This is a genomic window from Hymenobacter sp. BT491 (assembly GCF_014349165.1).
Taxonomy (GTDB): domain Bacteria; phylum Bacteroidota; class Bacteroidia; order Cytophagales; family Hymenobacteraceae; genus Hymenobacter; species Hymenobacter jejuensis.
The window spans coordinates 459,671-485,372 of the sequence record NZ_JACSJJ010000001.1; the positions used below are offsets into that span (position 1 = coordinate 459,671).

At 56.0% G+C, this 25,702-nt stretch carries 18 protein-coding genes; 7 read left to right on the forward strand and 11 right to left on the reverse strand.

All coding sequences use genetic code 11. The features are described 5' to 3' along the window. The first annotated feature begins 465 nt into the window (after nucleotides 1-465). From H9I52_RS02000 to H9I52_RS02020, 5 genes are all read left to right on the forward strand, one after another. Nucleotides 466-2,571, forward strand: a complete 2,106-nt coding sequence (locus H9I52_RS02000) for a M13 family metallopeptidase (RefSeq protein WP_187452433.1) — start codon at nucleotides 466-468, stop codon at nucleotides 2,569-2,571. A gap of 171 nt (nucleotides 2,572-2,742) precedes the next feature. Beyond that, a complete protein-coding gene (locus tag H9I52_RS02005; RefSeq protein WP_187452434.1) occupies nucleotides 2,743-4,854 on the forward strand; it encodes a M13 family metallopeptidase in 2,112 nt (703 codons plus the stop codon). A gap of 279 nt (nucleotides 4,855-5,133) precedes the next feature. Further along, nucleotides 5,134-7,236, forward strand: coding sequence for a M13 family metallopeptidase (locus H9I52_RS02010; protein WP_187452435.1), 2,103 nt, complete (start codon nucleotides 5,134-5,136; stop codon nucleotides 7,234-7,236). A gap of 201 nt (nucleotides 7,237-7,437) precedes the next feature. Beyond that, entirely contained in the window at nucleotides 7,438-9,537 is a 2,100-nt protein-coding gene (locus tag H9I52_RS02015) for a M13 family metallopeptidase (protein WP_187452436.1), read from the forward strand. 344 nt (nucleotides 9,538-9,881) lie between these two features. Beyond that, on the forward strand, nucleotides 9,882-10,163 hold the full coding sequence (locus H9I52_RS02020; protein ID WP_187452437.1) for a hypothetical protein: 282 nt from the start codon (nucleotides 9,882-9,884) through the stop codon (nucleotides 10,161-10,163). Between the two features lie 212 nt (nucleotides 10,164-10,375). On the opposite strand, the gene H9I52_RS02025 is transcribed toward H9I52_RS02020, so the two are convergent. From H9I52_RS02025 to H9I52_RS02035, 3 genes are all read right to left on the reverse strand, one after another. Further along, the gene (locus tag H9I52_RS02025) at nucleotides 10,376-11,812 is read right to left on the reverse strand and encodes an amidohydrolase family protein (protein ID WP_187452438.1); all 1,437 of its coding nucleotides are present in this window, start codon (nucleotides 11,810-11,812) and stop codon (nucleotides 10,376-10,378) included. Between the two features lie 45 nt (nucleotides 11,813-11,857). Next, on the reverse strand, nucleotides 11,858-12,637 hold the full coding sequence (locus H9I52_RS02030) for a peptidylprolyl isomerase (protein ID WP_187452439.1): 780 nt from the start codon (nucleotides 12,635-12,637) through the stop codon (nucleotides 11,858-11,860). Nucleotides 12,638-13,074: 437 nt separating this feature from the next. Continuing rightward, nucleotides 13,075-14,265 carry a zinc dependent phospholipase C family protein gene (locus H9I52_RS02035; RefSeq protein WP_187452440.1) on the reverse strand — a complete coding sequence of 397 codons (1,191 nt, stop codon included), beginning with the start codon at nucleotides 14,263-14,265 and terminating at the stop codon, nucleotides 13,075-13,077. Nucleotides 14,266-14,332: 67 nt separating this feature from the next. Between H9I52_RS02035 and H9I52_RS02040 the strand changes: the two genes are divergently transcribed. After that, nucleotides 14,333-15,367, forward strand: a complete 1,035-nt coding sequence (locus H9I52_RS02040) for a hypothetical protein (protein ID WP_139514280.1) — start codon at nucleotides 14,333-14,335, stop codon at nucleotides 15,365-15,367. A gap of 44 nt (nucleotides 15,368-15,411) precedes the next feature. Here the strand turns inward: H9I52_RS02040 and H9I52_RS02045 are convergent, their stop codons facing one another. The 3 genes from H9I52_RS02045 to H9I52_RS02055 all read right to left on the reverse strand — a co-directional run bounded on the left by H9I52_RS02045 (nucleotide 15,412) and on the right by H9I52_RS02055 (nucleotide 18,918). After that, nucleotides 15,412-15,939, reverse strand: a complete 528-nt coding sequence (locus H9I52_RS02045) for a CinA family protein (protein ID WP_187452441.1) — start codon at nucleotides 15,937-15,939, stop codon at nucleotides 15,412-15,414. 132 nt (nucleotides 15,940-16,071) lie between these two features. After that, nucleotides 16,072-17,397 (reverse strand): APC family permease, encoded by a 1,326-nt coding sequence (locus H9I52_RS02050; RefSeq protein ID WP_187452442.1) that lies wholly within the window; start codon nucleotides 17,395-17,397, stop codon nucleotides 16,072-16,074. Nucleotides 17,398-17,625: 228 nt separating this feature from the next. Next, entirely contained in the window at nucleotides 17,626-18,918 is a 1,293-nt protein-coding gene (locus tag H9I52_RS02055) for a metal-dependent hydrolase family protein (RefSeq protein ID WP_187452443.1), read from the reverse strand. Nucleotides 18,919-19,034: 116 nt separating this feature from the next. On the opposite strand from H9I52_RS02055, the gene H9I52_RS02060 reads away from it, so the two are divergent. Beyond that, nucleotides 19,035-19,289, forward strand: a complete 255-nt coding sequence (locus H9I52_RS02060) for an acyl-CoA-binding protein (RefSeq protein ID WP_139514275.1) — start codon at nucleotides 19,035-19,037, stop codon at nucleotides 19,287-19,289. An 87-nt stretch (nucleotides 19,290-19,376) separates the two neighbouring features. Here H9I52_RS02060 and H9I52_RS02065 read toward each other — a convergent pair whose 3' ends face one another. The 5 genes from H9I52_RS02065 to H9I52_RS02085 all read right to left on the reverse strand — a co-directional run bounded on the left by H9I52_RS02065 (nucleotide 19,377) and on the right by H9I52_RS02085 (nucleotide 25,473). Beyond that, on the reverse strand, nucleotides 19,377-19,598 hold the full coding sequence (locus H9I52_RS02065; protein WP_139514274.1) for a CDGSH iron-sulfur domain-containing protein: 222 nt from the start codon (nucleotides 19,596-19,598) through the stop codon (nucleotides 19,377-19,379). A 48-nt stretch (nucleotides 19,599-19,646) separates the two neighbouring features. Then, the gene (locus H9I52_RS02070; RefSeq protein ID WP_187452444.1) at nucleotides 19,647-20,141 is read right to left on the reverse strand and encodes a YybH family protein; all 495 of its coding nucleotides are present in this window, start codon (nucleotides 20,139-20,141) and stop codon (nucleotides 19,647-19,649) included. Nucleotides 20,142-20,284: 143 nt separating this feature from the next. Beyond that, on the reverse strand, nucleotides 20,285-20,752 hold the full coding sequence (locus tag H9I52_RS02075) for a hypothetical protein (RefSeq protein WP_139514272.1): 468 nt from the start codon (nucleotides 20,750-20,752) through the stop codon (nucleotides 20,285-20,287). Nucleotides 20,753-20,830: 78 nt separating this feature from the next. Continuing rightward, nucleotides 20,831-22,306 (reverse strand): SusD/RagB family nutrient-binding outer membrane lipoprotein, encoded by a 1,476-nt coding sequence (locus H9I52_RS02080; protein WP_187452445.1) that lies wholly within the window; start codon nucleotides 22,304-22,306, stop codon nucleotides 20,831-20,833. A 20-nt stretch (nucleotides 22,307-22,326) separates the two neighbouring features. Then, nucleotides 22,327-25,473: a SusC/RagA family TonB-linked outer membrane protein gene (locus H9I52_RS02085; protein ID WP_187452446.1), complete on the reverse strand. Its 3,147-nt coding sequence runs from the start codon at nucleotides 25,471-25,473 to the stop codon at nucleotides 22,327-22,329. Between the last annotated feature and the right edge of the window lie 229 nt (nucleotides 25,474-25,702).

Sequence of the window (25,702 nt, forward strand, 5' to 3'; positions counted from 1 at the left end):
AGCAAGGTACGGATTTAGCCCCGGCTGCAACACCAAAAACCGCTCCTTAGGTTCAGCAACACATGCGCCGGATTATAACACTACACGCGAAATTTCAGTCGAGTATAGACAAATGCTAATTGATCAATGTGGAGCCAGTGGAAAGTGGTGCTCCTGCTTTTTCGGTATTTAATTTCCAGCTAAAGTTTTCTGAGAGCGTTGCCAGAGAAATAATAATTTAAAAATAAAATATTTATCCGTAAGTAATTAACAATCAATATTTTATGTAAAATAAGATTCCGGCATACTTAAGCATTTTTCCTGCTTATGTAAGTAAAGCCACGGAATCGGAGGGGCAGAGCGATAAGGAGGTTCTAGCAAAATGCCATTTTCTGAATTTAGCACATAACTATGTTAAGTCAAACTAGGATAATATCGCTTATATTTCTCGCCTGATTTTTAAGTCCCTCACAATTCACAGCTTACATGAAAAACAAAAACAATTTAACGCTGGCTGCCGTGGCCATAGCGGGATTGGCTTTGGCGGGTTGCAGCTCGTCGAAAACCGCCGCTACGACTACTGCGCCAGCAACTACGGCTTCTGCCACGGCGGCTCCGGCCGAAGAGCCCATGGTAAAAGGCGTAGGTCTGGACGTAACAAATATTGATGCGGCCGTTTCTCCTTGCGACGACTTCTTTCACTACGCAAGTGGTAGCTGGCTGAAAAACAATCCGATACCGGCCGCCGAAGTTCGTTGGGGCAGTTTTCAGCAGCTAGCCGAACGCAACAACGCCGTTAGCCGTCAGATTCTGGAAGAAGCCGCGGCCAACCGCAGCGCTACCAAAGGTACCAACGCACAAAAAGTAGGCGATTTCTACGCCTCGGCCATGGATTCGATGGCCATCGAGAAAGCGGGCATCGCGCCCCTGAAGCCCGAGCTGGCCCGCATTGATGCCGTCAAGGACTTGAAAGGCCTGCAAACCCTTATTGCCCACGAGCAAATGCTCGGCACCGGTCCGTTTTTTCGGGCTGGCGTGGCGCCCGACCGCAAGATGAGCACGGTGTATGCCGTGAACCTCAACCAAGGCGGCCTGAGCATGCCCGACCGCGATTATTACCTCAAGGATGATGCGCGCTCGAAAACCGTACGCAATGCGTTTGTGACGTACATGACCAATACGTTCAAGCTCATGGGCGACAACGAGGCGACGGCGGCCAAGAAAGCCGCGGCCGTGTTGCGCATCGAAACCAAACTGGCCGAGGCCTCGAAAAGCCGCGTAGAGCTGCGCGACCCGAACGCCAACTACAACAAAATGACATTGGCGCAAGCCAACACGGAGTTTCCGAACATTGGTCTGCCTACTATGCTGGCGCAGAACAAGTTGGGCGCAGCCAAAGAAGTGATTGTGGGGCAGCCTGCGTTCTTCAAGACGCTGAGCGGCATGATGAAATCGGAGCCGCTGGCGGATATGAAAACGTATCTGCGCTGGCAGCTGGTGAGCTCTGTGGCCTCGGCCCTGCCAAAAGCGTACGGCGACGAGCAATTCCGCTTAGAACAAGTACAAACCGGCGCCAAGCAACAGCAGCCGCGCTGGAAGCGCATGTTGGCTTCGACGAACGGTGCTCTCGGCGAGGCTTTCGGCCAACTCTGGGTAGATAAGGCGTTTACACCGGAAGCCAAGGCGAAAGCCATGGAAATGGTGAACAACCTGAAGGCTTCATTTGCCGAGCACATTCAGCAGAACACCTGGATGAGCGACGCGACCAAAGCGGAGGCGCTCAAAAAGCTGAATGCCTTTACCGTGAAGATCGGCTACCCCGACAAATGGAAGGACTATTCGGCGCTCAACGTGAGCCGCGACTCGTATTTGCAAAACGTGCTGAATGCGCGTCAATGGTCTTATAATCAGAACATTAACAAATACGGCAAGCCAATTGACCGCACTGAGTGGGGCATGACGCCGCCGACAGTGAACGCGTATTACAATCCGTCGATGAACGAGATTGTGTTCCCGGCTGGCATCATGCAGCCGCCGTTCTTCGATCCTAAGGCCGACGACGCGGTGAACTACGGCGGTATGGGTGCCGTAATCGGGCACGAGATGACGCACGGTTTCGACGACCAAGGCCGTCAGTCGGATGCGGTGGGCAACCTGCGCGACTGGTGGACCAAGGAAGACGCAGACAAGTTTGTGCAGCGTGCTACGCTCGTGGGCAACCAATACAGCGCCTTCTCACCCGTTGATTCGGTGTTTGTAAATGGCAAGCTGACGATGGGTGAAAACCTGGCCGACCTCGGCGGGTTGAACCTGGCCTACACGGCTTTGCAAAAGCAGCTGGCCGGCAAGCCCAAAACCAAAGTAGACGGCTTCACGCCCGAGCAGCGCTTCTTCCTGGCCTGGGCCCAGATCTGGCGCACAAATTCTCGGCCGGAATACTTGCGTCAGCAGGTATTGACCGATCCGCACTCGCCGGCGCAGTTCCGTACCAACGGTCCGCTGCAAAACATGCCGGAGTTCTACGAAGCATTCGGTTGCAAGCAGGACGCCAAGATGGTGCGCGCCGAAAACGTGCGGGCTAAAATCTGGTAATCAAGCTTCAGCTAATTGCTTAAGTTAAAAAGGTGACTAACATGGCGTTAGTCACCTTTTTTGTTTCGATATGATTAATTTTAGAATCTGAGTACCCGAAGCCTTTCAGGGGTGTGCTCAGATTCTACTTATCTTTCTTTTCTGGTTTCCTAATCCACTCATATTCCACCCATGAAAAACCGAAATAGTCTGACCCTGGCCGCCGTGGCCGTTATGGGTTTGACCTTGGCGAGCTGTAGCTCGTCGAAAACTGCTGCTACCACCGCCCCAGCGGCGGACAGCGCTCCGGCTACAACAGCTGCGCCGGCCGCCGAGCCCGCCGTGAAAGGCGTAGGCATTGACGTTGCCAACATCGATACGTCGGTGTCGCCGTGCGACGATTTTTTCCATTATTCCAGCGGCAACTGGCTAAAAAAAGACCAGATCCCGGCCTCCGAAACTGGCTGGGGCAGCTTTAATGAGCTCATCGATCGGAATACGGCTGTCATGCACGATATTCTGAATGATGTTGCTAATCAGGCTACTACGGCGGCCAAAGGCAGCAACACCCAAAAAGTAGGCGACTACTATGCCTCGGCGATGGATTCGATGGCCATCGAGAAAGCGGGCATCACGCCCTTGAAGCCCGAGCTGGCCCGCATCGACGCCATTAAAGACCTCAAAGGGCTGCAAACTGCCTTAGCCCGCCAGCAAATGCTGAGCACGGGTTCGGTGCTCAACATGGGCGTTGGGCAAGACGAAAAGAACAGCACGCAATATGCGGTTCAGTTTCGCCAAGGCGGCTTGGGCCTGCCCGACCGCGATTATTACCTCAAGGATGATGCGCGTTCGAAAGCCATTCGTGCGGCCTACGTGACCTACATCACCAACACGTTCAAGCTCATGGGCGAGAGCGAGGCGACAGCCGCCAAAGAGGCCGCCGCCATTATGCGCATCGAAACGCGGCTGGCGAAAGCTTCGAAAACCCGCGTGGAGTTGCGCGACCCCTACGCCAACTACAACAAGATGACCGTGGCCGAGCTGCAAAAGCAGTTCCCGAACTTGGGCATCCCGACGCTGCTGGCCCAAACCAACCTGGGCGCGGCCAAGGAAGTGATTGTGGGCCAGCCAGCTTTCCTGAAGGAAGCCAACGCAATGCTCAAAACCGAGCCGCTCAACGACTGGAAGACGTATATGCGCTGGCATTTGGTGAGCTCCGTGGCAGGCGCCCTGCCCAAAGCCTACAGCGACGAGCAGTTCCGTTATTCGCAAGTCCTCAGCGGCGTCAAGCAACAGCAGCCACGCTGGAAACGCATGCTGCGCTCCACGGACAATGCATTGGGCGAAGCCTTTGGCCAAGTGTATGTCGACAAAGCCTTTCCGCCGGAAGCCAAAGCCAAAGCACTGGAGCTAGTTAATAACCTGAAAGCGGCCTTTGCCGAGCACATTCAGCAAAGCGATTGGATGAGTGCTGCAACCAAGGCGGAGGCTCTGAAGAAGCTGAATGCCTTCACCGTGAAAATCGGTTATCCCGACAAGTGGAAGGACTATTCAGCCCTGACCATCACCCGCGATTCGTACCTGAAAAACTTCTTGAACTCCCGCATCTGGGCCTCGAACGACGAAGCGAATAAACTCGGTAAGCCCATTGATCGGGGCGAGTGGGGCATGACGCCGCCGACGGTAAATGCCTACTACAACCCGCCGATGAACGAGATCGTGTTCCCGGCCGGCATTCTGCACCCGCCGTTCTTCGACCCGAAGGCTGACGATGCCGTCAACTACGGCGCTATTGGCGTAGTAATCGGGCATGAAATGACCCACGGCTTCGATGACCAAGGCCGGCAATACGATGCGCAAGGCAACCTGCGCGACTGGTGGACTAAGGAAGACGCAGCCAAATTCACGCAGCGTGCCGACGTAGTAGGCAAGCAATTTGACGCGTTCATGCCGCTGGATTCGCTGCACATTAACGGCAAGCTGACGATGGGCGAAAACCTGGCCGACTTGGGTGGCCTCAACATCGCCTACACGGCCATGCAGAAAGCCATGGCCGGCAAGCCGCGCGTCAACTACGACGGCTTCACGCCCGAGCAGCGCTTCTTCCTGGGCTACGCGCAGGTGTGGCGCAGCCAGATGCGCCCCGAAGCCCTGCGCCAGCGCATCCTCACCGACCCGCACTCGCCGGGTCAGTACCGCGTTATCGGTCCGCTCATGAACATGCCCCAGTTCTACGAAGCCTTTGGCTGCAAAGAGAACTCGAAAATGATGCGTGCCGCCGCCGATCGCGCCAAGATCTGGTAGATAATTTAATCATCTAATAATCAATTATTTAAAAGGTGATCTGCGCAAAGCAGATCACCTTTTTTATTGGAGTTTAAGATGACAGACGGGAACGAAGGAAAAATATGTAGCAAGCCGACCGAATTGCTGGCGGCCATCCCCGCAGAGTGCTGTGCCTAGCGCTTGGTATTATCGTACGACATATGTTTATACAAATAATTGATTATTAACAAGTTATATAAGTATCTATGATTTCTGCAACGCGGTTGCTTACATTCAGCCACCTAATCTCACTTTTTCATGAAAAACAGAAATACTATAACGTTAGCCATAGTGGCAGCGGGCCTTTCGCTGGCGAGCTGTAGCTCGTCGAAGCCGGCTGCTACCGTGGATTCGGCCGCTACCACTGCCCCTGCAACTGCCGCGGCCGAAGAAGCCACGGTGAAAGGAGTCGGAATTGCGGTCGCCAACATCGATCCGTCGGTGTCGCCGTGCGACGACTTCTTTCAGTATGCCAATGGCAATTGGCTGAAAAACAATCCGATACCACCGGCCGAATCGTCGTGGGGCAGCTTCGATGTACTGTCGGACAACAACTTGGCCGTGATGCGCCAGATTCTGGAAGAAGCCGCGTCCAAATCGCAGTCGGCCGCCAAAGGCAGCAACGACCAGAAAGTGGGCGACTATTTCGCCACCGGCATGGACACGATGGCGATTGAGAAAATCGGGATCGCGCCGCTCAAGCCGGAACTGGATCGCATTGCCGCCGTCAAAACGCTGAAAGACCTCCAAACCGCGCTGGCACGGCAGCAAAAGTTGCAAACTGGTGCGCTGGGCTTCGTGGGTGTGGGCCAAGATGACAAGATCAGCACGCAGTACGCCGTGTTTCTGTACCAGGGTGGCCTGGGCATGGGCGACCGCGATTATTACCTCAAAAACGACACCCGCTCCAAAACCGTCCGGGCGGCCTACCGCACCTACCTGACCAACATGTTTAAGCTGCTCGGCGACAACGCCGCCACGGCCAGCAAGAACACCGAAACGGTCATGCGCATCGAAACGCGGCTGGCGAAAGCCTCGAAAACCCGCGTGGAACTGCGCGACCCGAACGCCAACTACAATAAAATGACGGTGGCGCAAGCCAACCAACAGTTCCCGAATCTGGGCCTGACGGGCCTGCTCGGCCAGCTAAATCTGGCGCCGGCAAAAGAAGTGATTGTGGGCCAGCCGGTTTTCTTCAAGGAAGTAAGCACGATGCTGAAAACCGAGCCCGTGGCTGATTGGAAGACGTACATGCGCTGGCACTTGGTGACGTCGGTGGCGCCGGCGTTGCCGAAAGCTTACGATCAGGAGTCGTTTCGCTTCACGCAGGTGTTGCGCGGCGCCAAGCAGCAACAGCCCCGTTGGAAGCGCATGATTCGCTCCACGGATAACTCGCTGGGTGAAGCGTTCGGCCAACTCTACGTTGACAAAGCGTTCCCGCCGGAAGCCAAACAGAAAGCGCTGAACTTGGTAAATAACCTGAAAGCGGCTTTTGAGGAACACATCAAGAGCCTCGACTGGATGAGCGCTGCCACCAAAGAGCAAGCGCTCAAAAAGCTCAACGCCTTCACGGTGAAAATCGGCTATCCGGATAAATGGAAAGACTATTCGGCGCTAACTATCAGCCGCGACTCGTACCTGCAAAACGTGCTGAACGCGCGGCAGTGGAGCTACAACGACAACGTGAAGAAGTACGGCAAGCCCGTCGACCGGACGGAATGGGGCATGACGCCGCCCACGGTAAACGCGTATTACAACCCATCGATGAACGAGATTGTGTTCCCGGCCGGCATTCTGCAACCGCCGTTCTTCGACCCCAATGCCGATGATGCCGTCAATTATGGAGGTATCGGGGCGGTAATCGGGCACGAAATGACCCACGGGTTCGACGACCAGGGCCGCCAGTACGACGCCGAAGGCAACTTGAAAGACTGGTGGACCAAGGAAGACGCCGCCAAATTCACCCAACGTGCCGCGTTGGTAGATGAGCAGTTCAGCGCGTTCTCGCCGCTCGACTCGGTGTACGTCAACGGCAAGCTGACGATGGGCGAGAACCTGGCCGACCTCGGTGGTCTCAACATCGCGTACACAGCCATGCAAAAAGCCATGGCTGGTAAGCCCAAAACCAAAATTGATGGCTTCACGACCGATCAGCGGTTCTTTTTGTCGTGGGCCCAAATTTGGCGCAACACCAGCCGGCCGGAGTATCTGCGCCAGCTGATTCTGACTGACCCGCACTCGCCGGAGCAGTTCCGCACCAACGGCCCGCTGCAAAACATGCCGCAGTTTTACGAAGCCTTTGGCTGTAAGGAAGACGCCAAAATGGCCCGCGCCCAAGCCAAGCGCGCGCGCATTTGGTAGGTTATTTTGCCTTTATGGTTATATGAAAAGGGCGGTTCGTGTGCAACGAGCCGCCCTTTCCGTACGACCATGCATGTAGCCTGTAAGTAGGCAAATCGAGCTTGTTTTATAACTATTTGATTATAAGTTAATTATAAATAAAGGCCGGTTGGCTCTTACAGTTTCAGACTTTAATTTTTTGGTAGCATAACTCCCATTTTCATGATCAGACAACCTCGCCTGACCCTGGCCACCTTAGCAGTAGCTGGGTGGGCTATCGCGGGCTGCGCCACCAGCAACCCCAGTGCTACGGCCACGGCTCCGGCCGCTGCCACTACGCCGGCTCCGGTAGCCGAAACCGTCGCGAAAGGCCAGGGCCTCGGCCTAGCGTACCTCGATAAGTCGGTAGCACCCTGCGACGACTTCTTCCAATACGCCAACGGTAACTTCTTTAAGAACAACCAGATACCGGCTTCCGAAACGGCGTGGGGCGTTGATAACGAAGTAAGCGACCGCAACCAGGCCATCATGCGGCAAATTCTGGAAGATGCCGCCACCGACCATACGGCGGCAAAAGGCAGCAACAACCAGAAAGTAGGCGACTACTATGGTTCCGGCATGGATTCGGTCGCGATTGAAAAGGCTGGTATTGCGCCGATTAAGCCCGAGCTAGACCGTATTGCCGCCATCAAAGACCTGAAAGGGTTGCAAACAGCACTGGCCCGCCAACAGATGTTGCGCACAGGTTCGGTGTTCAGTGTGGGGGTTCGGCAAGATCCCAAAATCAGTACGCAGTATGCCGTGGCCATGAGCCAAGGCGGCCTAAGCCTGCCCGACCGCGATTATTACCTTAAAGATGATGCGCGTTCCAAAAGCATTCGCAACGCCTACCTCGCGCACCTGACGAACACCCTCAAACTGCTCGGCGACAACGAGGCAACGGCGGCCAAGAACGCGGCTACCGTTGTGCGCCTGGAAACCCGGCTGGCCAAAGCGTCGAAAACGCGTGTGGAATTGCGCGACCCCTACGCCAACTACAACAAAATGACCGTGGCCGAGGCCAGTCAGCAATTCCCGAATCTGGGCTTGCCGACGGTGTTGGCGCAGGACAAACTGGGCGCGGCCAAGGAAGTGATTGTGGGTCAGCCCGTGTTCTTCAAAGAAGCTAGCACGATGCTGAAAGCCGAGCCGCTCAGCGACTGGAAAACCTACCTGCGCTGGCACCTCGTGAACGCCATGACGCCGGCTTTGCCGAAGGCCTACGTCGACGAGAACTTCGCCTTCGAGAAACTGCTTTCTGGCGCGCAACAGCAGCAACCCCGCTGGAAACGCATGCTCCGCGCCACCGACGCTGCGCTGGGCGAAGCGTTCGGCCAGCTCTACGTTGACAAGGCCTTTCCGCCAGAGTCGAAGCAGCGGATGCTGGAAATGGTGCGCAACCTGCAAGCCGCTTTCGCCGAGCACATTCAGGCCAACACGTGGATGAGCGCCGCTACCAAAGAGCAGGCGTTGAAGAAGCTGAATGCTTTCACCGTAAAAATCGGCTACCCCGACAAGTGGAAGGATTATTCGGCCCTGACCGTCTCGCGCAACTCGTATGCGCAGAACGTGATCAACGCCCGCATCTGGTCGTTTAATGAAAACGTCGGTAAGCTGGGCAAGCCGGTCGACCGCACCGAATGGGGCATGACGCCGCCCACGGTGAACGCGTATTACAACCCTGCCCGCAACGAAATCGCCTTTCCGGCCGGCATTCTACAGCCGCCCTATTTCGATGCCAAAGCCGACGATGCCGTCAATTACGGGAGCATTGGGGCCGCCATCGGCCACGAGATGACGCACGGCTTTGACGACCAAGGCCGCCAGTACGATGCCGAGGGCAACCTGAAGGATTGGTGGACCAAGGAAGACGCTGAGAAGTTTACCCAGCGCGCTTCCGTCGTCGGGAGCCAGTTTGATGCTTTCTCGCCCCTGGATTCGCTACACGTCAACGGCAAGCTGACGATGGGCGAGAACCTGGCCGACCTCGGCGGCTTAAGCATTGCCTACACGGCTTTGCAAAAACAGCTCGGCGGCAAGCCCCGCGTCAACTACGACGGCTTCACGCCCGAGCAGCGCTTCTTCATTGCTTATGCTCAAAGCTGGCGCTCGCAGCGGCGGCCCGAGGCGCTCCGTCGCATGGTGCTCACCGATCCGCACGCCCCGGAGCAATTCCGCGTGAACGGACCGCTGCAGAACATGCCGGAGTTTTTCCAGGCTTTTAGCTGCAAAGACGACTCGAAAATGGTGCGCGGCGAAAGCAACCGGGCGCTTATTTGGTAAGCCTTCTTGAAGCTTTATCTGCAAAAGGTAGTCGGCAATCGTCGGCTGCCTTTTTTCGTGCGGTAAGGATCGGCTTGCTGCCTCGGTTGCTTGCTCCACCAACAGACCTGGCGGCGCGATCCGTGCGTAAGTCGTTATTTGCGGTTTCTTCCTTAATCCCGCGTAGCATGTTCTCTCTTCCCAACCTTTCGTCGGCACCAAAGATTTTGCTATTTGGTAATCTATTGATAGTCAATTTATTATCTGGATGTAATCAACAAGCCAAAACCTCAAGCGAAAGCCAACCCGCTGCTGTAGCCCCGGTTGTGGCGGCTGCGCCGCCCGACTCCAGCCACTTAAATCTTATGGCCGAGCCCAAAGTAAACGACCTGTACGTGGTTCGTTTTCAGCCCACCGGCTCTACCGACACGCGCTATTATTTCTATCGCCTTTACCGCGTCACGTCCGATAGCGCCTATTTTCACCCGGCCCGCCAGCCCGTGGCTACGCCCGATGCAATCGCAACCAGCCCAAATTTTTTTGCTCCCAAAAGCGTTCCCTACACCCGACAAGAGCTACAGGAGCTAACCAAAGAACAGCCCGGCGACGAGCAAAAAACAGTGTTGGTCAGTATTCGGCGCGAGTAAGCCGGTTCTGGAAGCTAGGTTCAGAATGGCGTCCAAAGCATTCTGCGACCTAAGCCGAAACCCACCCCGCGCCCGTCATCCAGAGCGCCGCGAAGGATTTCTATATGAGTAACACACCCAAAGAAGCGGGCGAGATCCTTTGCGGCACTCTGGATGACGGACTATATAAGTATCTGTGATTTAGTTAGTTGTATTTATACTTTGGGGCGCTTCTAATTAAGCCCAACCTTGCCCTGCATCGACTCGAACAGCTTCGGGGAATCGAATCCGATCCCTTTCTTGAACACGATTTCCATGTTCCGGATTTGCTTGATGTCCTGTTCGGGGTCGCCGTTGATCAAGATTAAGTCCGCCGTTTTCCCTTCTTCAATAGTGCCGATTTCTTTTTCGCGGCCCAGATAAATGGCGCCGTTGAGCGTGCTGATCTTGATGGCTTGCACGGGCGTAAAGCCGCCTTCTACAAGCAACTCGATCTGGCGGCGGTTGGAGTAGCCTGCAATGGTGCGGCCCGCACCCGTCGGGTCGGTGCCCGACACGAGCAGCCCGCCCGCATCGTAAAACTGCTTTTCCCAGGCCAGCTCTTTCTTAAACAAGGCCACGCTGGCCGAATCCTTCTGCTGGTTTTGCTGCCAGGTCTTGGTTTCGCGCTCCTGCACAGCCGGCATCAGCGCCGAAAGGCCACCGCCTAACACCACTTCGCGGTTGGTGTAAGGCTCAAAAACCGGCAGCGTGGAGGTAAGTGCCACTTTTTTGCTAATCAAAAACTGAATCAGGTTTTTCATTTCCGGGCTGTTGGCCGGCAGGTTTTGCAAGGATTTGCGCGCGGCCGGATAGTCGGCAATGTTTTCCTGCTTATTAGCCTGAAAATCAGAGCTGGCCATGAAGCCGTGCTCCAAATTGTCGATGCCGATTTCGGCCGCTTCGCGGTAAGTAAGCGAGCACAAATGCCCCGTAACCTTCAGGTTGCGCTGGTGCGCTTCCTTCACCACAGCCGCTAAATCGGGCTTCGTGACGTGCATGTACATCTTGAAAGAAGTGCAGCCTTTGTCGGCCCAATAGGCCGTGGTACGCGCGGCGTCTTCAGGCCCTTTGATGGTATTCAGGGCCGGGATATCCAGGGCCGGTTCCTCGATGTAGGGCGCGGTCACGTCCATGTCCGGGCCAATGAGCTTGCCTTCCCCGATCATGCGCTTGATGGCCAGATCGGTTTGGGGTTCGATGCTGCCGGCCGTCCGGATGGTGGTCGCGCCGCCGGCCAGATACAGCCTCGGGAACGAATACGGCATCTGGGCGATGTTGAAATACGAGCCCATCGGCATGGTATAGTACAGGTGCTCGTGCAGCATCACCAACCCCGGAATCAGGGTTTTGCCAGCGCCGTTTATGACCTCCGCGCCGGCGGGGATTTTTACTTTCTTCACGGGCCCAACTTGGGCGATACGGCCGTCGCGGAGCAGCACAGTTTGGTGCAGTCGCGCGGGCTTGCCGGTGCCGTCGATGACCTTCACGTCGGTGAGCACCACGCTGGCCGCCTTCACCTTGATGAACTCGCTCACCTGCGGCGTAACCTGCTGGGCAAAAGCTGGCGCGGCCAACGCGCAGAGCAACACGACCGCACAGGCCGACCAAGAAGAACGAGTAGTGATCATGCAGATTAGGAAGGCAAGATGGGGGTAAAAGGGAATGTAATACGACTACTTCACGACCTCAACCGTGACGGTAACGTCTTTCTTGGGCCACTTATAAGGATCGACGGGCTCGGCGGCTATTTTGTCGATAACCTCCAGACCTTCAATTACTTCCCCAAACACCGTGTAGCGGCCGTCGAGGGAAGGCACCCCGCCTACGGTAGCGTAGGTGTTGAGCTGTTCGGGGGTGAGCTTGCGGCCTGCCATCGCCTGCGCTTGATAAGGGGTGAGCTTTTCGCCTTGCACGAAATAATAATCGGTGGAGGCGGAGAGCTTGCCGGGGTTTTGCTCGTCGTCGTAGCGGGCCATGCCCAGCGCGCCGCGTTTGTGGAAGTGCTGCGGCCGAATTTCGGGCGGCAGCCGGTAGCGCCTGATCGGCATGGTGGTGTGGTCGGAGCGCCCAGCCTGCACCGCAAATCCTTTGACTACCCGGCTAAACACCGTTTCGTTGAGCAGGCCTTTGCGCGCTAGCAACAGGAAATTGGCTTTGTGAATGGGCGTATCGTCGTAGAGGCGTACGCGCATGTCGCCCAGGCGGGTATGCACGATCACCTCCGAGCCCGGATGTTCTTTCAGGTACGGCGTAAGCAGCGAAACCACATTGCTGTCGGCTAGGCTGGTGAGTTCCGGGCCGGGCACGGCCGGGGCAGCCGGCTTGGCATCGGTCGTTTCGACAGCGGGCTTTTCAGGCTGGCCGCAGGCCGTCAGAAGAGCCAAGGCGACCGCCAACGGCCACCCGCGATAAGCTGGCAAATGGAGAAACCGGGTAGGCACAGGGTAGGGCATAGGCAAAGCAGCAAACCGGCACGCAGAAGTATGTCCCGTGGGGTGGAGATGCGGCAAGATAAAAACAAAGGCTGCCATTCGTAAATAGCAGCCTTTGTATGTAAGTGTTTGAATATAAATGAGTTATAGTTTGATGCCCAATTTCTTGGCAATGTCCGAGAACATCTGCGGGTCAAAATCATCGGCGCCAGGTGAGTTGAGTTGCGGCTCTTCTTCCAAATCAGAATATGGAACGCCCTCAAAGCCGCCTTGCACAAGTTCCAGCGGCTGGCCGTCTTCGGGGTGCGTACCGTTCCAGATGATGCCGGCTTGCTTGGATTGAATGAAACAAAAAAGAAGAGCCTACTCCGATTGCCGGAGTAGGCTCTTCTAACGGCCTGATAACGCTAGGGTTTGTATAACTTATTGAAGATCAGCTATTTACTCAACTGTAAGGGCTAGTTCCAACCGTCGTCGGTTTTGGCAGCTTTTACCTTAGTTTTCTGCTTGATACCGTCGTCGGTTTTGGCTTTTACTTTGGCCTTAGCGGGGGCTGCAACCGGAGCGGGCTGAGCAGCGGGCGCGGGCGCAGCGACGGCCGGCTCGGGCTCGGTGGGCGCCGGAGCCATGTCCACGGCCGACTTAATCTCGTCGGGGCGCTCTACGGTTTTCTCTTTCTGCATGGCCAGCAACTGGTTTTGAGGCACCAGCTGGTTGTCTTTCCACAGCTTCAGCTCCGAGGCCAGCTTTTCCTTTTCCTCCTTGCTGGGCTTTTTCATCAGCAGGTCGAGGTCGGGGCTGCCGGCGTCTTTCCAAGCGGTCAGCCACATCGAAGCCACCATGGTCGGGGCCAGTTGCAGACGGTTCATGACCATGCCGCCTACTTTTTCGTGGTAGGCATCGGCGAAGGCGTCGGAGTAGGCACGGCGCGTTTTGCCGTACTTGTGGGAATAAGTGTACTTGGTTTCGGGCGTGTATTTGCGGCTCACTTCTTCCTCCATGTCGAAGGTGGCACCCAAGAAGCCATACGAGCGCTGCACTACCTGCCAGATGGCCGCCTGCGGGTCTTTCAGGTAGCTGCCGGGCTTGGAGCGCAGCTTGTAATCGGCGATGTGGCGCTCCGGCAGTTTGCTTTCCCAGAGGCTATGCAAACCGGCTTGGTTGCTGAGCTGGCCGTCGTAATTTTCGGTGGTGTGCAGCGGCACAAACGCATCCGAAACGTAGTGGCCCAAGTCGGCAGAAAGGGTGATGATGGCCACGGTATCACGTTGGCGGAACGCTTCCGTCAGCTTTTCCTTTACTTCCGTTACCACCCACGGCACCGTCCCGTATTTACGCAGCGTATCGGCCGAGTATTTGGCCACAGCTTTGTCCCATTCTTTGGGCATGGCGCCAAACGGATCGGATCCGTAATGGTCCATGTCGATGAAGTGCTTCGGCGCTTCGGCGGGGTCGCTTTCGCGGCGTTCGTCGGGAGCCGTGATTTTTTTCACCAGCTCGCCCATGTGCCGGTAATAGAAGCCCTGCATGGAGCCGGGCAGCGAATACACGGCCAGCTGAGCGATGGTTTTGTGCGCAAAAAAGCCCCAGCCGGGCGAAAGCACTGGCAGGAGCAGCACGAGAGCAAGCGTAAAACTTAGTTTTTTCATTGAGTAGAAATGAGGCGTCACTGTGGGTGCGCGAATTTCGCGATTATTTGGCACTAGCTTTAGCTTCATGACCAGCATCTCCAAAAAGAAAATCAATTATTCCATCGGCGAGCGCCTGCGCAATTACCTGCACGCGTACGACCGCGAAACGAAGCTGCCGGTCACTTACAAAGACCTGTTGCGCATCAGCGGCGCCTACCCGCTCGTCGATAGCAAGGGCCGCGATACGCTCTGGGAAACTGTGTTTTATGAGCCCAGCACGCTCATGGAGTTGTCCGACGGCTTGACGCAGGTGTATGCTTTGCTCAAAACCGATGGCGATTTGTCGTTTACGGTGCACCTGATCGCCGACCGCATCGACTATTGCCGCTTCGGCAACTCCAACCCGTTTCGGGTGCGCATCGTCAATCAGCTCAACGACAACTATGATTATTTTTACGTGAAGCGCGCCGATGCTTCGCGCGTATACGGACTGGAGCTAGAGCACCTGCTTTCGCCTAACAACATCAACTACTTGGTAAGCGGCGAAACGCTGATTGAGGAGCACATTGCGGGCATCCCCGGCGACGATTTTATCCGCGATCATTTGCAGCGGCCCCACCTCAACCAAGTGCGCATTGCCAAGGAGTTCGTCAAGTTCAACGAGCGGTGCTTTGCCCGGCTGCTCGGCGACATGCGCGCCTACAACTACATCATCAACGTCACGCCCGACTTCGAAGACGAGCAATACCGCGTGCGGGCCATCGACTTCGACCAGCAGAGCTACGAAGGCAAGAAAACGATGTATCTGCCGCAGTTTTTCAAAGACAACCGGGCCGTGGTGCTGCTGTGTAGCAAGCTGTTGAAGGCCGAAACCATTCGGCAGTATCAGACCGAGGAACGTACGCTCATGGCCCGCCGCGCCCGCTCGGAGCGTTACCGCCTCAAGGATTTGATCGACTGCATGCGCGCCGACGACATTTCGCCCGCTGAGAAAACCGAGCAACTCAAAGCCGAGTTAAACGAGCACCACCACACGCAGGAATTCAACCGCTGCCGCTCGATGGGCGATGTGGTACGCCTGAATCTGCGGCTCATGCTGGCGCGCCCGCGTCCCCAATAAACCTTAGGTAATACATTGATTATCAAAGGATTATAAAATGAACCCTATTTTGCTTTCTGCATCAGCGTAGCTTGCTCGGGGCTGTCCTGATGGCGGCTCATCAACTCGCTGATCTTTAGATAGATAAACTCGGCGGCTTGCTGGCGCAGCTTTTCGCCGGTGCCTTTGAACACTTCGCGGTATTCGTGCGCGCGGCCCTGCCACAGAATGGTGATGAAAACCGTCCCGACGGGCTTTTCGGGCGTTTCGGAAGCGCCGGGGCCGCACAGGCCGGTCACGGCCACGCACACATCGGCGTTGGGCAGTTGGCGTTGCAGGCCCTGCACCATTTCGTTGGTGGTCTGTTGGCTTTCTGCGGTGTAGTCTTCTAGGGTTTTCTTCTTTACGCCTAATAGGCGCTGCTTCGCTTCGGCATTGTAGGTTACTACTGAGCCGAGCAGGACTTCACTAACGCCTTCGGCTTCAGCAAGTTGAGCAGCAACTAAGCCGCAGGTGCAGCTTTCGGCGAGGGCCAGGGTGAGCTTGTGCTGGAGAAATTGCTTGACAAGAACGGAGAGGTCGGTGGGCTTCATACAAGAATGATTGTAATGGCACTGCCTTACGAAACTGTGTACAGGAAGTTAAAGCCGAGCTTAGTCAATATGACATTTTATATTGTTGAATTACTGGCGTAATCAATTGACGAACAATCAATTGTGTAAATATCATGCAGGGTTGGTTTTCCGCTTCATCAGTCGCCATATGGGGTAGCTGGCGGCTACCAAGCCAGCGGCCAGCAGGGTGTTGCCCGGTTCGGCTACGGCATTGCCAATCAGAAACAGCACCGAGCCCAACAGGACCAGCCACGTCGTAAACGGATGCCCCCAAGCCCGATACGGCCGCTCCAAGTTGGGTGCCGTGCGGCGCAGCACCAGCACAGCCGCAAAGCCTACCGTGTAGTAGCCCACAAATAAGATGCTCGTTACGGCTAGCAATTGGGCTGCTGTGCCCGTCGCGACCAACACCAACGTCAGGCCCAGAGCCACCAAAAGCGCGGCCCGCGGCGTACCGCGCGGATGCACGCGGGCTAGGGGAGAGGGCAGCAGCCGGTCGCGGCTCAGGGCAAACAGCACCCGCGTGGCCATCAGCAGCACCGAATTGAGTACGCCCAAGTGCCCCAGCACGGCCACCGCCAACATGACGCGCCGGCCCCAAACACCAGCTAATTGAGCCGCTACTTCCGCCAAGGGTAGCTCGGCCGTCGTGAGCTGATGGAAGGGTAGTGCGTGCAACAGCACCGCATTGAGCAAAGCATATATCAGAATGATCAGCCCGACGCCGCCCAGCATGGAGCGCGGCACCTCGTGGGCGGGGTCGTGGTCTTCCTCAGCAAAATAAATGGCCGCGTACCAGCCATCGTAGGCAAAAATGACCGACTGAAACGCCACCACCAGCGCGGCAGCTCCGGGCATACTGGTAGTAGTCGGAGCCGGAGCCGCGGGCAGCCACCAAGCAGCCGCCAGAATCACAAACAGCGCCAAGCCCATCAGCAGCGAAGTCAGCTCCTGCGCGCGGCTGGCTGCTTGCACGCCACGCCACTGGATGAGCCCCAGCACAGCCACCGACCCTAGGCTCACCACGCGCTCGTGACCTGCCAACGCAGGCACCAGCGCGGCGGCATACGTGCTCATCATCAGGGCGACTAAGGCGCCGGTTACGCAGCTGCTCATCCAGTCGCCCCAACCCACTACTACGGCTACAAACTCGCCGAAAGCGCGGTGGGCGTAGCCGTACCAGCCGCCGGCCTGGGGCAGCATTGCGCCGAGCTCGGCAATGGCATTGGCGCCGAGCAAGGCGTACAATCCGCCGGCCAGCCACACCAGCAGCACGCCGCCGGAAGCGCCTACAGCTTCGGCAATCTCCCGCGGCGACCGGAGCACGCCGGTGCCCGTAGTGCCGCCCACCACCACAGCCAGCCCAAAGCCTACGCCCAGCAAGCGCAGCAGCCGGCTAGAGCGGCGAACTGGAGAAACAGCAGTGTTGTCAGACACGGAAAGATGAATAAAATCCAAAGCAGGCCATAGAGAGCCACAGCCCACTATTCGGCTGTCATCCTGAGCTTTGCGAAGGACCTTGTCACGGCAGAACAAATAATTGTTACGTGACAAGGTCCTTCGCAAAGCTCAGGATGACAGCCGATTATAAAAATGCCCCATGATTTATAACCTAAGTAGGTGTGGCAGGAGAATGCCAGAGGGATCTTCGCTTGTGCAACCGCCTTACTTAAACTGCACACCTTGCTTCATGACGAAGCTCACGTGCTGCATCACCTTGATGTCCTGGAGCGGATCGCCATCGACAGCAATGAGGTCGGCGAATTTTCCGGGCTCGACGGTGCCCAGGTCTTTGCTTTGATCAAGTAAGTCGGCGGCGTTGACGGTGGCCGTGCGCAGGGCTTGCAGCGGCGGCATGCCGGCTTCTACCATGTATTGAAATTCGAGCCCGTTGACGCCGTGCCGCGACACGCCCGAATCCGTACCGAACGCAATCTTGACGCCCGCCTTGTAGGCTTTGCCAAAGGTCGTTTGCAACATAGGCCCAATCGACAGCGCTTTGGGCACAACTGCCGCCGGAAAGTACCCCGCGATTTTGGCCGAATCGGCCACCGACTTGCCGGCAATAATTGTGGGCACGTAATAAGTGCCCATTTTCTTGGCCAGCTTCATGCCTTCGTCGTCCATGAGCGTGCCGTGTTCGATGCTGTTCACGCCGGCCCGAATGGCCCGCTTGATGCCTTCGGCGCCGTGGGCGTGGCAGGCCACGCGCAGGCCCAGATCGTGAGCGGTTTGCACCACCGCCCGAATCTCTGCTTCGCTGTACTGCGGTCCGCTGCCGTCTTTCGACAGGTCGAGCACGCCGCCCGTGGAGGCAATCTTGATGACATCGGCGCCGCGTTTAAACTGCTCGCGTACGGCTTGTTGGCACTGGTCGGGGCCGTTGGCAACGCCGGTGGCCGGCGAAACGGGCATCTTGTCGATCAGCTCATTCGAAAGCCCCACGGTTCCGTCCATGTGGCCGCCGGTGGCCGAAATGGCCGTGGCCGCCGTGAAAATGCGCGGCCCAACGGCCTGCCCGCGGTTGATGGCATTGCGCAACGACACATTAACGCCGGAGCCACCCATATCGCGCACCGTCGTGAAGCCCGCAAACAGGGTTTTCTGGGCGTCGCCCAAAGCCCGGTAGGCAATATCGGCGGGGTTCAGAATGAAGCCTTCCACGAAGCTGCTCTTGCTCGGGTGCGACTCGACGTGTACGTGGCAGTCGATGAGGCCTGGCAGTACCGTCTTGGTTTTCAGATCGATAACCTTGTCGCTGGCGCCGCCCGCCTGGAAACCTGGTTGTACGGCTACCACGCGGCCTTTTTCGATGACCACCGTCATCTCCGACTGTGCTCGGTCGGAGCGCATGTCGAGCAGGCGGCCGCACTGCACGTAGGTTTTCTGGGCGTAGGCACTCGAAAGGCCCAAGCAAGCACTGCCGGCAAAGGCAACAAGCGAAGTAGAAAGGCGCATGGGAACGGGAAAAGTGAAAGAGTAGGAAAAAGGATGCATGCAGCATAATCTGGGCAGATTACCTAACTTGCTCGACCCTATACTAGTCCATTCTTTTCCTCCAACCTAATCTTGCCATGGCAACGCACGAAGAATTTGAAGCCGCCGCCCAGCGCGCCCAACAACTCCCCACCAAGCCTTCCAACACGGTGCTTTTGCAACTCTACGCGCTCTACAAGCAAGCCACCGAAGGCGATGTGCAAGGCGACCGCCCCGGCGGCTTCGATTTCAAGGGCATCGCCAAATACGATGCCTGGTCCAGCCTCAACGGCAAAAGCAAGGACGCCGCCCGCCAGGAGTATGTGGAGCTTGTAAACTCACTTTTTGTATAAGTATCTGATAATAAAGTAGTTAACAAAAAGGGCTCGTGCGAAAGCACGAGCCCTTTTTGTTGGGTAAAATGGTAAGTACCTATCCGACTACACCTTCGGAGCAGGCAGGTCGAAAGCTTTGGCATCGTGTTCGAAATGGCCTTTGTGCGAGCCGTCGCAGAAGGGCTTGTTGGCCGACAAGCCGCAGCGGCAGATGCTCACGCGCTCGCGGCCGGCCAGGCCGTAGTTCTGGCCTTGGGCATCCACGATTTCGAATTCGCCCTCTACGCGCAGAGAGCCGTTGCTGAGGACGGTGATTTTGGTTGGCATGGGAAAAGAAGTTGGTGAGAAAATGAGGTTAGGTAAGTACTTGATTATCTATTCTTTGCAATGACCGCCGCCGCAAGTAAGCGGGGTGAAGATGCCGGACAGAATAGCCCAGCGGTTGTTTTCGTATTTCCACATCAGCCAGTACTTGCCGGTGATGCGAGTTTTGGACTGGTCCTGCGTGTTGGTCCACGACTCGTTCCATTCGCCGGTTTCGTAGGCAACCTGCCATTGATCGTCGATTTCGGTGAACTGCGTGCGGTTCATCCAGGCGATGTCGGGGCGCAGCCGGAAGAGAGCCCGGAAGTTGCGCATGTTTTCGGCCGCACCCACGCGGCTGCCGTTGGCGTTGGAGAGCGTAACCTGGGCCGAAAACAACCCCGCCAGCGCCGTGGTGTCGCGGCTGTTGAAGGCCTTGTTCCAGGTTTCACTGCGCGCCTTAAGCAGCTCCAAGTGCTTTTGCTTGGAAATCTGGCCGTAGCTCAGGTGGCTAAGGCTACACAGCACAGCGATGAGCAGGAGAAGAGCAGAGTAGTTTTTGATCATTGCAACGGAGAAAGCAAGGGCTGAAAACCGGAAGGTAATGTAAATCACCAGGCCCGTCAAAGGTAAGGAGCGACCAACTGCCACCGCCAACAAAAAACCCCAACCAAGTGGTCGGGGTTTTTTGTTGGCGGTGCGCAGGGCAGTTACTGCGTGAGTACGGCCGTAAATACGCGTTGCTCAGTGGTGCCATCGGGCAGCACCGCTTTCACAAACAACGGATAAGAGTTGTTGGCACGGCTGCCGGTACCGGTGCCCGCAGCGCCGGTAGAAGGCGCACCTACTATGGCGCCATCGGCGGTGTTACGCAATGCGCTGGCCGGCACACTCAGGGTTGCGGTCCCGTTAGAAACGGTCAGCGTACCCAAATCTTTCGACTTAGAAGGCGAGTACGTGCTGGTAACCTGCACGCCAGTAGCCGTAGCCAAACCGCTGATTTTGAGCGTTAAAGTGGCGTCTTTTTTATAGTCACCGGTGATTTTCTCGATGTTGTCATCGAATGTGATGCTAGTCTTCGGGATGATCATGTCATCCAAAACGCCATCCTTCTTGCAACTGCCTAAAAACAAGGCAGTTACTAGAAGCAAGAAAAAGGTATGAACGTATTTTTTCATGTGAAATCAAGTTGAAAATAGACAAGGGGGAAGCAAGCAAAGCCAACCGCGCGCTACTTGCCCACGCACGGTTCACTGCTAGAGGCCTGGATCCCAGAAAACGGAAGCGGTCGTCAGGTCTGTGCGAGCGGGCGTGTTTTCCCGGTTGGCCACGCGCTCCAAGTCGGAGTAGGGCAGAATGCGTGGGATCTGCTTCAGCACCCCGTTGGAAACAGGTGTCAGGGCTGGGTAGCCCGTGCGGCGCCAGTCCGACCAAGGCTCTACTGCCACCCCGTAGTTGGCCACGTACTTCTCTTCGATGATCGTGCGAAGCGACTGAGCCGACAATGCCGTCAGCGGTGTCAGCTTACCCAAATAAGCCGTGATATCGGCAGCGGCTACCCCTGCCATTTGCATGGAAGCCGTAACGCCAGCGTTGAGCTTGGCTTGGGCATTGACTACGTCGCCGGTGCGCAGGTAATATTCGGCCAGAATGAAGTTGTATTCGGCAAACGTGAGCATCCGGATCGGGGCATCCCCGGTGTAGTCCTGTACACCGGTACCGGTCCGGGCGCCGCGCAGGAAAGTATTGATGCGCGAAAAGTTAGTCGACAGGTTCACGCCTGTGCCGTTCGCTACCCCGCGATATCCCGTAAACGAACCATCGGTAGCGGTATAGACCGTGAAATAAGAAGGCCGGCGTGGGTCGGTTTTGGCATTCATCAACTCCACCAGCGTAGCGCTGGGGAAGAAGTTGTTCAGACGGCTCGTTTCAAACTGGTTGATCGGGTTGGTCTTGCCTGCTACGGCGTCAAAAGTGAGCTGGAAGTTGTCCGTGTTGTCCTGCATAAACGTAGCCGGCCCCTTGGCTAGCAGCGTAGCAAAGCCCGGATTGACCGTAGCACTCAGCTTATTGGAGTAGTGCAGGTACAGGCGCAGCTTCAGCGTGTTGCCAAACTTCTTCCATTTGGCCAAAGCACCCCCGTAAATCAAATCGTCGGTGGTTGGCGTGAGCGCCGAGGCTTTGTCCAAGTCAGCGATGCCATCGTCGATGAGCGGGATGAGCTTGGTGTACACGTCAGCCGACTTATCGTAGACCGGCTTCACGTTTTCCCCAAACTTCAGGGCGTCTGTGAAAGGAATGTCGCCAAAAGCATCCGTCGTGACGGAGAAAGTATAAGCCTGCATGAGCTTGGCAATGCCCGAGTAAGCGGGGCTGGTGCCGGTGGTTTGCTCGTTGAGCTTCTGCATGTCGGCCAAGGCGCCCCCGTAAATGTTGGAGCGCCACAGGTTGTTAACGTCCGTAGCCGAGATGTTGTACGTGTCGTAGTTAACGGTTTGGACAGAGGCACCACCTTGCCCGGCGTTCTGCTGAACGAACAGGGAAGTGTAGCGGTGAATGTCCGATCCCATCAGAAAGCCCATTTGCGTTTGGGCCGAAACCAAGACATTGCTTGCGGGAGCTACGAGAACGGCATTCGGACTCGCATTGACATCGAGGAAATCATCGCATGAGCTAAGAAAGCCCAAAGCAGCCGATAGCGCGATATATTTAGTAAAGCGAAGAAATTGCATGTTGTTGAGATAAGATGCCGTTAGAAGGTAAGCCGGATGGAGCCGCCGAAAGTACGGGCTTGTGGCAACGCGTTGAATTCTAAGCCTTGCGAGTTGCTCACGCCTTGGGCGTTTACCTCAGGGTCGATGTGCGGCACGTTGGGGGCGTACAAAAACACATTGCGGGCATTAAGGCCTAGTTCTACCGTGCCAAGGAAAGTCTTGTCCGTCAATGACTTGGGCAATGAATACGTGAGGGCAACCTCGCGCAGACGAATCCAAGAAGCATCGAAGATGATGAATTCGGCTACGCCCGAACCGTACAGATCCGTGAAGTAGTCTTCGGCGGTGATCTGGGTGGTGTTAGGCGAATAGGTGCCGTCGCTGTTGGCCACTACCCCTTTGTGGATGTAAGTGCGGCCGCGCTCCTGCGTTTCTTTGGCTGCGCCCGAGCGACGCAAATCGGTGATGTTACGGCCATAAATATCGCCGCCGTAACGCACGTCGATTAACGTATTGAGACTCAGGCCTTTCCAAGAGAATGTATTGGTGAAGCCACCCGTCCACTGCGGGTTAGGGTTACCCACTACTTGGTTGTCAAGCTGAGGCGTTGGGCGGCCCGTAGCGCTGAGCAACAGTTCGCCGTTGGGAGCGTGCTGGAATACGCTACCGAAAATAACGCCGTAAGGCTGGCCTGCAATCAGACGCGTGCTGGGCGTAACGAAACCACCCAAGGTGATTTGCTCTACACCAGGAGCCAGCGATTTGACTTTGGTTTCGATGTGCGTCCAGTTGATGGAGTTGCTGTAGGTGAAGCCACCAACCTTAATGGGCGTGGAGGTCAGCAACACTTCGATGCCTTTGGCTTCTGATTTGCCGATGTTCTGATACTGGTTTGTGAAGCCCGAAGCAGCAGCAACCGGTACCGCAAAGATGATGTCGGTACTTACTTGGTTGTAGGCCGTTGCCTCCAAGCCCAAGCGGCCCTTAAAGAAGCTCAGGTCAATACCAGCTTCATAGCTCGTCGTGAACTCTGGTCCTAAAGTGGAGTTGCCGGCTGCATCATCATACGTCTGACCCGACAAACCGCGGAAAGGGTAGCTTACAGCCGGACCAAAGCCGTCGGAAGGACCCGTAGCCGTGAAGTAAGAATCGGTGAGGTAAGTATCAGCTTCACGGCCTACTTTGGCGGCGGCACCCCGGATGGTACCCGACGAGAAAATCGCGTTGTCCTTCAACGAAGGAATAAGCTCGGTGAAGATAATGCTGGCCGAAGCGCCTGGGTAGAAGTAGGACCGGTTTTCCTTGCTGAAAGTAGAAGACCAGTCGTTGCGACCACGCAGAGTCAGGAACGCGATTTTGCGGTAGTCAAAACCTGCTTCGCCAAATACCCCAATCAGGCGGCGCTGCGTCTGGGTGCCGTAAGGCGTGTAGTTCAGGGTGTTGCGGATGTTGTCGTAGCCGCGAACCTGAATGTTGTTGCCTACGACGCCGATGTCGGTGGTGCGGCGCTGGTTGATCTCGTTGCCCAAGAGCACCCGAACCCCGAAGTTCTCGTTGATGTCGTGGTGGGCATTCAGCAACAAGTACGAGCTAAGCTCGCGACGCGTGTAGCTTTCGTCTTCGATGGCACCCACGCCACCCACGGCCGAGCCGCCTTTGCTATCACGAGCGTTGATGCGCTTGAAGGTTTGGGAATAAGTGTCCGTACCCAATTTGTAGTCAAGCGAAAGCCAATCCGTGAAATCGTAGCCTACGCTCACGTTGCCCACGATGCGGTTTAGTTCGTCGTGGTAGCGGTTGTTTTTGATGGTCCACAGGGGGTTGTCATCGGTGCTGTACCACGTGTTGTTGGACGACAGGCGGCCGTTGGTAGCCGTTACGTCGCCGGGTACCTGTTGGCCACCATTAGGCAGCTCGAAAGGGTAGCGGTTGATGTCGTAAGAGCGGGGCAGAAACCACGTGCGGAAGAATGGGTTAGCCAACTGGTTGCCCTGCTGCGTCCGCGACGAAGCGTTGTTGGTGAAAATCGCGCTGATGCCGGTCCGTAGTTTCTTGGTCAGGTTAGCGCTGCCGTTGAAAGTGACCGTGTTACGCTTCAGGTCGTTGTTGTCCAGGATGCCTACTTCGTGCAAGTTGCCGTAAGAAGCGTAGTAGCGCGTGCGCTCAGTAGCACCGGAAAGCGAAACGTTGTTCTGGAAGTTAGAGCCCGTTTTGAACAGATCCTTTACGTTGTCTGGGTTAATGCTCAACTGCTCCTGCTCGCCGCGGAAGTTCGTAACGGTTTGACCGGTTACTGCGGGTCCCCATGAGAGGTTGCTAAGCGGGTTGAAAACGCCCCGGCTGCCCTGGCCATAGGTATTCTGGTAATCGGGCAGGCGACCTACTTTTACAATGTTGTAATTCGACAGAAAGGTAACTGTCTGTTTCTTAGAGCCTTGTGCGGCGCCTTTCTTGGTCGTGATAACCACTGCACCAGCAGCAGCCCGCGAACCATACAGAACGGCAGCAGCGGGGCCTTTCAAGATAGACACCGATTCGATATCGTCTTGGTTGATGTCGATGGCACGGTTGGAGTTAGAAACGCCAGCCTGGAGTGAGTTGCCACCGCCGCCGTTGTCAATCGGAATACCGTCTACTACAAACAACGGCTGGTTGCTGCCCGTGAATGTCGTCTGGCCACGAATGAAGATGTTGGCCGAAGAGCCCACCATGCCGTTAGCGCCTTGTACCCGTACGCCGGCTACTTTACCCGCCAACGAGCTTACTACGTTGGTCTGACGTGCCTGCGTCAATTCCTCGTTTTTGATCTCCGAGACCGAATAGCCCAACGATTTGCGTTGTTGCTCAACTCCAAACGCTGTTACGACGACTTCGCTCAGCTGCTTGGTGTCTTCAGTCAGCCGGATGTTAATTTTAGAGTCGTTGCCGATGGGGCGCTCGGTCGCCAAATAGCCCACGGAGCTAATAACCAGTGTGCCCCCGGTGGCCGGTACGCTCAGTGTGAAGGTGCCATCGGCATTGGTTGATACACCCTGGTTGGTGCCTTTCAGAATGACGGTGGCACCCGGAAGTCCGTTGCCGGACGTTTGATCCGTTACCTGACCTGAAATACTTCGGTTTTGAGCTACTGCCTGCTGCAACAGGGCGAGCGAAAACAGAAGTACCATGAGTAGTAATTTTCTCATGTGAACTAGTGTTTAAATGAAAAGATGAAGAATGAGTGAAAATCGCTTCCGCAATCAAGCTAGAATATCTATAAAAGCAAGACTCACAGAAAAATACTTTGTGAAGATAAAATTGGAAATAATTCGGCGAATCAATTAAAAATATCAAAAAACTAAGTAATTAATTGTATTTTTCTCGTAAATAGAACGCTAACTCACTCTTCTTAGCTTTGGCTATAATGGGTTTAAT

Coding starts and splice junctions, on each gene's coding strand:
- H9I52_RS02010 (WP_187452435.1), top strand. CDS start 5,134: ATGAAAAACAGAAATACTATAACGTTAGCCATAGTGGCAGCGGGCCTT.
- H9I52_RS02085 (WP_187452446.1), bottom strand. CDS start 25,473: ATGAGAAAATTACTACTCATGGTACTTCTGTTTTCGCTCGCCCTGTTG.
- H9I52_RS02015 (WP_187452436.1), top strand. CDS start 7,438: ATGATCAGACAACCTCGCCTGACCCTGGCCACCTTAGCAGTAGCTGGG.
- H9I52_RS02060 (WP_139514275.1), top strand. CDS start 19,035: ATGGCAACGCACGAAGAATTTGAAGCCGCCGCCCAGCGCGCCCAACAA.
- H9I52_RS02045 (WP_187452441.1), bottom strand. CDS start 15,939: ATGAAGCCCACCGACCTCTCCGTTCTTGTCAAGCAATTTCTCCAGCAC.
- H9I52_RS02000 (WP_187452433.1), top strand. CDS start 466: ATGAAAAACAAAAACAATTTAACGCTGGCTGCCGTGGCCATAGCGGGA.
- H9I52_RS02070 (WP_187452444.1), bottom strand. CDS start 20,141: ATGATCAAAAACTACTCTGCTCTTCTCCTGCTCATCGCTGTGCTGTGT.
- H9I52_RS02020 (WP_187452437.1), top strand. CDS start 9,882: ATGGCCGAGCCCAAAGTAAACGACCTGTACGTGGTTCGTTTTCAGCCC.
- H9I52_RS02055 (WP_187452443.1), bottom strand. CDS start 18,918: ATGCGCCTTTCTACTTCGCTTGTTGCCTTTGCCGGCAGTGCTTGCTTG.
- H9I52_RS02030 (WP_187452439.1), bottom strand. CDS start 12,637: ATGCCCTACCCTGTGCCTACCCGGTTTCTCCATTTGCCAGCTTATCGC.
- H9I52_RS02075 (WP_139514272.1), bottom strand. CDS start 20,752: ATGAAAAAATACGTTCATACCTTTTTCTTGCTTCTAGTAACTGCCTTG.
- H9I52_RS02065 (WP_139514274.1), bottom strand. CDS start 19,598: ATGCCAACCAAAATCACCGTCCTCAGCAACGGCTCTCTGCGCGTAGAG.
- H9I52_RS02040 (WP_139514280.1), top strand. CDS start 14,333: ATGACCAGCATCTCCAAAAAGAAAATCAATTATTCCATCGGCGAGCGC.
- H9I52_RS02025 (WP_187452438.1), bottom strand. CDS start 11,812: ATGATCACTACTCGTTCTTCTTGGTCGGCCTGTGCGGTCGTGTTGCTC.
- H9I52_RS02080 (WP_187452445.1), bottom strand. CDS start 22,306: ATGCAATTTCTTCGCTTTACTAAATATATCGCGCTATCGGCTGCTTTG.
- H9I52_RS02035 (WP_187452440.1), bottom strand. CDS start 14,265: ATGAAAAAACTAAGTTTTACGCTTGCTCTCGTGCTGCTCCTGCCAGTG.
- H9I52_RS02005 (WP_187452434.1), top strand. CDS start 2,743: ATGAAAAACCGAAATAGTCTGACCCTGGCCGCCGTGGCCGTTATGGGT.